Origin of the sequence: Oscillibacter sp. (assembly GCF_031978065.1) — a bacterium.
Taxonomy (GTDB): domain Bacteria; phylum Bacillota; class Clostridia; order Oscillospirales; family Oscillospiraceae; genus Oscillibacter.
In genome coordinates, this window is record NZ_DALZCH010000125.1 from 1 (window position 1) to 8,470 (window position 8,470).

General features: G+C 58.0%; 6 protein-coding genes. 5 read left to right on the forward strand and 1 reads right to left on the reverse strand.

Annotation, left to right across the window (positions count from 1 at the left end):
• From gcvPB to RTK01_RS14535, 5 genes are all read left to right on the forward strand, one after another.
• Positions 1 to 1,519, forward strand: a 1,519-nt coding sequence (gene gcvPB / locus RTK01_RS14515) for an aminomethyl-transferring glycine dehydrogenase subunit GcvPB (protein ID WP_312281655.1), incomplete at its 5' end; no start/stop codon positions are given.
• The gene (locus RTK01_RS14520) at positions 1,516 to 2,613 is read left to right on the forward strand and encodes an ATP-NAD kinase family protein (protein ID WP_312281656.1); all 1,098 of its coding nucleotides are present in this window, start codon (positions 1,516 to 1,518) and stop codon (positions 2,611 to 2,613) included. The genes gcvPB and RTK01_RS14520, both read left to right, overlap by 4 nt.
• 16 nt (positions 2,614 to 2,629) lie before the next feature.
• Positions 2,630 to 3,415, forward strand: a complete 786-nt coding sequence (locus RTK01_RS14525) for an SDR family oxidoreductase (protein WP_312281657.1) — start codon at positions 2,630 to 2,632, stop codon at positions 3,413 to 3,415.
• A 134-nt stretch (positions 3,416 to 3,549) separates the two neighbouring features.
• A complete protein-coding gene (gene nhaC / locus RTK01_RS14530) occupies positions 3,550 to 4,992 on the forward strand; it encodes a Na+/H+ antiporter NhaC (RefSeq protein WP_312281658.1) in 1,443 nt (480 codons plus the stop codon).
• A gap of 19 nt (positions 4,993 to 5,011) precedes the next feature.
• Complete coding sequence (locus tag RTK01_RS14535) at positions 5,012 to 6,610, forward strand: amidohydrolase (RefSeq protein WP_312281659.1); 1,599 nt, start codon at positions 5,012 to 5,014, stop codon at positions 6,608 to 6,610.
• A 152-nt stretch (positions 6,611 to 6,762) separates the two neighbouring features.
• Here the strand turns inward: RTK01_RS14535 and RTK01_RS14540 are convergent.
• On the reverse strand, positions 6,763 to 8,470 hold a 1,708-nt coding region (locus RTK01_RS14540; RefSeq protein ID WP_312281660.1), incomplete at its 5' end, for an S-layer homology domain-containing protein.

The window sequence follows — 8,470 nt, forward strand, 5'->3', positions numbered from 1 at the left end:
GGCAAAGTGGGACGAGCCGGTGATCTTTGAGTTGACGCGGCACGGCGAGCGCGGTATTCTGGTGGGCAAGGCTGACGAAAAAGTAGCATCTTCCGTGCCGGGAACCAAGGCGCTTCCCGCGTTTTTGCAGCGTGAAACCGTCCCGGCGCTTCCGGAAATTTCACAGTCCCGCGTGCTGCGTCACTATGCAAGGCTTGCGCAGGAGACGCTGGGCGCAGACGTGAACATTGAGATTGGACAGGGCACCTGCACGGTGAAATACAGCCCCAAGGTCAACGACCAACTTGCAAATCTGCCCCAGCTTCGGGAGCTGCATCCGTTGCAGGACGAAAGCACCTGTCAGGGCATTATGGAGGTCATGTATCAAACCAATCAATATATGTGCGAAATCTCCGGCATGGACCGCTTTTCCTTCCAGCCCAGCGGCGGCTCTCAGGGCGTTCTGGCCATGGCGTCGCTGGTGTATTCCCACTTTAAGGCCCTTGGCGAGGAGCAGCAGCGCAACGAAATCATCACCACCATCTACTCCCATCCCTCCGACGCGGCCGCGCCCCACGTCAAGGGATTCAAGATCATCTATCTGCACCCTGACAAGGACGGCTACCCGGATTACGAGGCGTTCAAGGCGGCTGTGGGCGAGCACACCGCGGCGTTTTTTGTGGCGAATCCCGAGGATACCGGCGTTTACAACAAGAATATCCTCAAGTTCACTCAGCTCATGCATGAAAAGGGAGGGCTGTGCGCCTACGATCAGGCCAACGCAAACGGCCTTCTGGGTGTGACTCGCGCCCGCGACGCAGGCTTTGACATGTGCTTTTTCAACCTGCACAAGACTTTCTCCACGCCCCACGGCTGCGGAGGCCCCGCCTGCGGCGCCATTGGCTGCGCAAAGTTTTTGGAGAAATTCTTGCCCGCGCCGCTGCTGCAATTCGACGGTAAAAAATATTACTACGACTATGAAACGGCCAGCAACGCCGACGGCGTCGGCAAAATTCGCCAGTTCAACGGAGTGGCCCCGGTAATTCTCAAGGCCTACGCATGGATTCGCTCCATGGGGCCGAACGGCCTGTATCAGGTGGCCAAGACGGCGGTGCTTAACAACAATTATCTCTTCAAAAAGCTGATGGAGCTGCACTGCGTGGACGCGCCCTATATCCCCGGCAGGCAGCGCATTGAGCAGTGCCGCTACACCATTGAAACGCTCTTTCAGGAAACCGGCGTGGGGACCGCCGACATTCAGCGGCGCATGATGGATTTCGGCCTGCATTACTGGACCAGCCATCATCCCTATTACGTCCCCGAGCCCATCACTCTTGAACCCACTGAAACACCGTCCAAGGAGGACATTGACGAGTACATCGAAACCCTCAAGTACATTTTCGACGAGGCGTATCAGAATCCCGCGCTGTTTCAGGACGCGCCGTACAGAAGCGTCTGCCACCGACTGGACGAATCCAACATGGATGACCCGGAGCAGTGGGCCGTGACGTGGCGCTGCTATCTTAAAAAGTTCCAGTGAAAACAGTCGGGCTGATCGTCAACCCCATTGCCGGAATGGGAGGCAGCGTGGGGCTGAAGGGAACCGACGGCGTTGCGGAGGAGGCAATCCGCCGCGGGGCAAAGCCAAGGGCGGCGGAGCGGGCGGCGCGGGCATTAGAGCGGCTTCTTCCTATGAAGGACGAATTGCGGCTGCTGTGCCCTTCCGGCGAAATGGGCGAATGGCTTGCACGGGAGCTGGGCTTTGACCCGGAGGTGTATAACTGCGGGGAGAAAACGTCCGCCCGGGATACCGTGGCGGCGGCAAAGGCGATGGCAGGCGCGGACCTGCTGCTCTTTGCCGGGGGTGACGGCACCGCTAGGGATATCGTCTCCGCAGGGATTTGCTGCGCTGTGATCGGCATTCCGGCGGGAGTGAAGATTCACTCGCCCGTTTATGCCACCCGCCCGGAGCGGGCCGGGGAGCTGGCGCTGCGGTTTTTGCAGGGCGGCTGCCGCCATACACGGGAGGCGGAGGTGGTTGACATTGATGAAGCATCCTACCGCGACGGATGCGTGCGTACCAGTCTGTACGGCTATTTGAAGGTTCCTGACGAGCGGGATTTCATGCAGAACGGAAAGGCGCCGTCTCCCGTCAGTGAGCGAGGGGAGCAGGAGAGCATCGCGGCGGAAATGATTGGCCGGATGCGGGAAAATCTATACTATCTCATCGGTCCTGGCTCCACCACGCGGACGCTGATGGACAGGCTGGGCCTGGAGAGCACGCTTCTGGGCGTGGATCTGGTCTGCAACCAAAAGCTGATACAGGCGGATTTGTCCGAGAAAGACATCCTTCGGCGGCAGGAGGAACGGGAGACGCATCTGGTGCTCACGCCCACCGGCGGGCAGGGCTATCTGCTGGGGCGCGGCAACCAACAGCTCAGCGCGGCGGTGCTGAAAGAAATCGGCAGGGAGGGGCTTTACATTCTGGCCACCCGGGAAAAGCTATTTCATCTCGGGGGGAGGCCGCTCCTCGTCGATACCAGCGACGCTGAAACGGACCGGATGCTCAGCGGGTATGCCCGCTTGATTGTGGGCTTTCTGGCAGAACCAATGTGCCGCATCAGCGGCGAATAAAAAAGGAGAACGTTTTATGTTGAAGCAGGATTACAAATTTGAGTCTCGTGCCCTATATCCCGAGCTGAAGGGCAAGCGCGTTGTGGTGACCGGCGGGGCCTCCGGCATCGGCAAGGCCACGGCAAAGCGCTTTGCGCTGGAAGGGGCCAGAGTCGTTGTGTTTGATTATAACGAAAAGGCATTTGACGCGCTAAAGGAGGAAATCCCCGGCCTTACCGGAGCCGTGAAGGTGGACGTAAGCAGTGAGGAGAGCGTCAAAGCCGCCTTTACCCAAATGGATGAGCTGCTGGGCGGCATTGATATTCTCATCTCCAACGCCGGAATCTCTATCCGCAAGAAGTTTATCGAGACGGATTTTTCCCAGTGGAAGCGGGTGATGGGCGTCAATCTCGACGGAATGTGCCTGTGCATGATGGAGGCGCTCAAGCGCATGCAGGGGGAAAAGACCAAGGACAACGCGGGCGTGATTCTCTGCACCGCGTCCACCAACGGCATGGAGGGCCATCCGTTCTATACGGACTACAACGCCTCCAAGGCGGCGGTCATCAACCTTGTGCGCAGCGTTGCGCTGGAGCACGCGCCATGGGTTCGCTGCAACTGCATTTGCCCCGGCTATGTGCTGACACCGATGCAGGAGGCCGAGTATACGCAGGAAATGTTTGACGAGTGCAACAAAGGGATTCCCATGCAGCGCCACGCCGACCCTGCGGAGGTGGCCGCGCTGTATGCCTTCCTCGCTTCGGACGAGGCCAAATATATCACCGGTCAGCACATTCCGCTGGACGGCGGCGAAACGGCCTAATTGACCTGAGAAATTGCCGCAAAACACGTTGTTCAATACTTTTGACGTTCGGAAAACTGTTTACAAGTGGGTGTGGGTTCTTGAAGTACAAAAGAGTTTACTGAAAACAACTGATAAGAGGAAGGAAAAATACTATGGAAGAAGCAAAAACGCTGTTCCGCCCGAAGCTTTGGGTAGCATTGGCAAGTATGGCATTCCTGATTGCGGCAATGTGCTGTGCGATTTTTTTGACCGGGCAACAGCTCCACATCACCATGATGACCTGCCTTGGCGTGACCATCCTTCTGCTGGTACTCACCGGCTGCCCCTATAAGACGATTGAAGAGGCAATCCTTCACGGCGGCAAGCTTCTCATTCCCACGCTGGTGATTCTTTACTGCATCGGCGCGCTGATGGGCTCGTGGATTGCCAGCGGCACGGTCCCCATGGTTATCTATTGGGGCCTTAAGCTCATCAGCCCCAAGATATTTCTGACAACAGCCTGCATTGCCTGCGTCCTCACGTCTATGGCCACCGGAAGCTCCTGGTCCACGGCCGGTACCGTCGGCGTTGCCCTGATGGGCGTGGGCATGGGCCTTGGCGTAAACCCGGCATGGACGGCGGGCGCGGTGGTGTCCGGCGCTGCGTTCGGCGACAAGATGTCCCCCATGTCCGACACCACAAACGTTGCCCCGGCGGTTGCCGAGGCGGACCTGTTTGATCATATCAAAGCCATGTGCTATACCGGCGGCCCCGCGATTGTGCTGGCGCTGATTGGCTTTACGGTAATGGGCTTTTCCACCAGCGGCAGCGTAAACAATGCAACCGTGGACCAGATTCTTTCTTCTCTTGATACGATGTTCAAAATGAATTTTATTGAGCTGATACCCATTATCCTTGTGCTGTTCCTTGCGTTCAAGCGGTTCCCGGCCTTCCCCACGCTGCTGATTTCCGGACTGGTGGCGGCGGCAATCGCCGTTTTGCATCAAGGTGCTTCAATTTCCAGCATCATGAGCATTATGGAAGGCGGCTTCGTCTGCGAGACCGGCTTCTACGACATTGACAAGCTTCTCTCCCGCGGCGGCATGTTTGCCATGAACTACACGGCCTCCTTGTCGGTCATCGTGATGGTGTTCGGCGGGGTCATCGAAAAATGCGGGATTCTCGACGTGCTGCTGGAAAGAATTAAGGGACTGACCAAGACGGTGGGTACGCTGGTACTTACCACCGTTCTTGTCGAAATTGCGCTCAACCTTGTAACCGCGTCCCAGTACATGACCCTGATTCTTGGCGGCAAGCTGCTGATGCCCGTATACCGCGAAAAGGATTTGCTGCCCCAGTGCCTGTCCCGCACCCTTGAGGACTCCGGCACCGTTACCTCTCCGCTGATTCCGTGGAATCTGTGCGGTGCGTTTATCGGTGCGGCGCTGGGCGTCAATGCGTTTGCCTATCTTCCGTTCGCCCTGTTTTGCTGGCTGTGCCCGATGGTGGCCGTCCTGTGGGGCTTCATGGGTAAGTTCCAGTGGAAGACAGGGGAAATCCCCAGCAAGAGGACCTACCGTCCGGTGGATGAGGCGGTTGTAAGCCAAAAGCAATAAATCAGGAAAGGAGCGACAAATGTTCAATTCGACGGCCTATATAAACGGCAAGGTATACACCATGGAGCGGGAGGGTGCGGTGTGCTCGGCGTTCGTAGTGCGCGACGGTAAATTCATTTACTGCGGCGCGGATGACGAGGCCCGGCGCATGGCGGACGAAACCGTTGACCTGCGCGGGGTGGTGGTGCTTCCGGGGCTGATTGACACCCATGAGCATCTCTATTCTTATGCCGGAAACTTTGAAAAGCTGATGCTGGGCCACGTCGGGTCTATGAGGGAGTTAAAAGACACGCTGCGCGAGTATGCCGGAGGCGTCCCGGAGGGCGAGTGGATTTACGGCTTTGGGTTTGACAACGAGTTTTTTACAGACACCAAGGCAATGCCCACCCGCGATGATCTGGACGAGGTCTGCCCGAACAACCCGGTGCTGCTTTCGCGAAGCTGCATGCACTTCTTCTCTGCCAACTCACTGGCGCTGAAGGCGGCGGGTATCGACAGAAATTTCAGGCCGGAGGTAGAGGGCAACGTCCGGTTCGATGCCGAAGGAGAACCGACGGGCGTTGTCTGCGATGCGGCAGGCGCAAGGCTTGCCGGGCTGGTGCCCGACAAGCTTGCATCGCTGGAGGCCAAGAAAGACGTTTTGGAAAAGGCGATACATGAGCTGAATACCCACGGCCTGACCGGTGCGCACGCAATTCAGGGCAAGCATGTGGATCTGATGGAATATACAAACGCCTATCAGGAGCTGAATCTGGAAGGCCGCCTGACCGCGCGGATTTACCTTGGCTATGACGAATTGCCTAACTGCTGCATCCGCACCGGCCTTGGGGACGACATGGTGAAATACGGCTTTTACAAGATGTATGCCGACGGCAACTTTGGCGGCTACTCCGCCGCCATGCTGGAGCCGTTCAGCGACAGGCCGGATACCTGCGGGCAGGCCAACTATACGCAGGAGGAAATGACCGCCCGCATCAGGGCGGCTTATGAGCGCAATATTCAGGTGGCTGTGCACGTCATCGGCGACCGGGCGGCGGATATGCTTACAACCGCCATTGAGACGGTATATCGTGAAAATCCCAAGCCCGACCCGCGCTTCCGCATGATTCATATGTCCGTCCTGAATGAGGGCATTATCCAGCGCATCAAAAAGCTTCCCATTATGGTGGATATACAGCCCATGTTCATTCACACGGATATGCCGTGGATTGAAGCCCGCGTCGGCGCGGCCCGCGCTCCGTATGTCAATCCGTTTGGCAGGCTGCTCGGAGAGGGGATTCTTCTCACCGGCGGTTCGGACGCGCCCGGAACGCCCCACGACCCGTGGGAAGGGATTTATGCCGCCGTGACCCGCAAAAATCTCAAAGGAAAGCCCGAGGGTGGATGGTACCCGGAAAACTGCATTGGCGTGTATGATGCAGTGTGCATGTACACAAAAAACGCGGCGTACTCGTCCTACGAGGAGAACATCAAGGGGACCGTCACGGCCGGAAAGCTAGCGGACTTTATCGTGCTTGACGAGGATGTTTTTGCCATGGACCCCATGAAAATCAAAGACATTCAGGTCAGAAGTACGTATCTTGGCGGCAAGCTGGTGTATGAGAGAAGCGGGGAGTGATCGCCTGCGAGTTGTCTCATGGCATTTCCCGTGCAAATCTTTAGAATCGGACTTAAATATCTGGGTCAACAGCGCGGCGAGGGCCGGCACACGAATGTGCCGGCCCTCGCCGTTGAGATTGCCTGTAAACCGGACGAGCCGGAAAAGGCGGGTTACTTGCGCAGCAAATTGTAAAGTACCTGCGCCATCTGTGCGCGGGTGGAAGAGCTTTGGGGCAGGAGATATCCGTTTTTACCGCCCACAACCCCGGCTTCCACCAAATAGGCCATGGCTTTTTGCGCGTAGGGCGCGACGCTGCCGCTGTCCGCAAAATCAGTGAGCGCCTTGTCGGAATCGCCCTCGGGTAGCTGGCCCAGCGCGTTCAGTGCGTTATACAGCAGGGTAAACATCTGCTGGCGGCTGATGGTCTGGGTCGGCGCGAATTTGTTGCCGCCCACGCCGCTTGTGATGCCAAGCTGCTTTGCTGCCGCCAGATAGCCGGTGTAGTAGGTGTTTCCGGCGTCTGCAAAGTTATCCTCTGTGCCGTCGACTGCCTCAACGCCGTATGCCTTCAGCAGCAAGGTGATAAACTGCCCGCGTGTCAATGTTGCGTCGGGAGTGAAGGTTGTGTCCGTCGTGCCGCCAGTAACGCCCCGGGCGGCGAGATAGGTCACTGCATCATAATACCACGCGGAATCGGACACGTCGGCAAAGGTCACCTTGTTGTAGCCCACGGAATATTTGGAAAAGTGGGTGGTGGTGAACGTCACCGTGCCGGTGGCGGCATCATAACGGCCGCTCAAGACGGTTTCCAGATTGCCGCTTGCGTTGAGATAGCTGACAATCACGGCGTTGGGGGCTTCGCCCGCGCCGAGGGTATAGGGTACGGAGACGGTGGCGGCACCGCCAAGCTGGGAAATCGTCTTGCCGCCGCTGGTGACGGTGAACTCATACACTGGGCGGCTCCCCACAAGAGCCTGAACCGCCTCAGGCAGCACGGACGTATCTACCCGAGCCGCCGCAACCGTCACGCTGCCGGAGGCTGCGCCGGAGATGGCAGCTAGGGATACCGCGTCAAAGGTGACGGAGCCAAGACTGCTGGAAACGGTCAGGCCGCCCACATTACCGGAGACAAGAGATTTAACGGATTCCTGCGGAATTGTTGCCGCCGCGCTGGAAACACCGGAGGTGCTTTGCAGTTTGATTTCAACCTTTGGCGTTTCACCGGAGGCTTTCGCCGCTTTCTGCGCCTGTTCCAGCGCGCTTGTCACCTGAGATGCGGGGACAGAAGCCGTTGCCGCGCCGTTTTTCACGGTGGGGGTTACGGTTGTGGTTGCGGTGGAGCCGGAGGTTGTGGGCGCAGGCGTTGAGGAAGCGCCGCCCCCGTTCCCGCCGCCGCCATTGACAGTCCAGCTTGCGGTCACGGTTACGTCCTGATCGGGCATGACAAAGGTAGTCGCGGCGCTGGCCGCGTTTGCAAAGGAGATGCCATTGAAGGAGCTCCATCCGGCAAAGGTATAGCCGCTGCGGCTGCCCGCATCAATGGAGACCGTGGCACCCGGAAGATACCTGCCCCCGCCAGTCAGCACTGCGTAGCTGTCAGCTACGGTCGCGGAATGCGAGCCGGGAAGAGGGGATTGGGGGTCAAAGAGCAGCGACATGGCAGAACTGTCATAGCCGATGAGTGCCGCTGTGGAAGGAAGGTAATTCAATGTGCAGTGAAGATTTTCCAGTGCGGACAAGCCTGTCACGTCCAGCGAGGTCAGGTTGTTTAAGGAGCAGTTCAGCGTTATGAGATTTGAAAGGCCCGACAGGTCCAGCGAGGCCAGGCTGTTGTCGTTGCAGTTCAGCGTTTGGAGATCTGAAAGGCACGACAGGTCC

Bases quoted from the DNA above. Each gene is read 5' to 3' on its own strand.
- RTK01_RS14525 (WP_312281657.1), top strand. From the start codon at position 2,630: ATGTTGAAGCAGGATTACAAATTTGAGTCTCGTGCCCTATATCCCGAG.
- nhaC (WP_312281658.1), top strand. From the start codon at position 3,550: ATGGAAGAAGCAAAAACGCTGTTCCGCCCGAAGCTTTGGGTAGCATTG.
- RTK01_RS14535 (WP_312281659.1), top strand. From the start codon at position 5,012: ATGTTCAATTCGACGGCCTATATAAACGGCAAGGTATACACCATGGAG.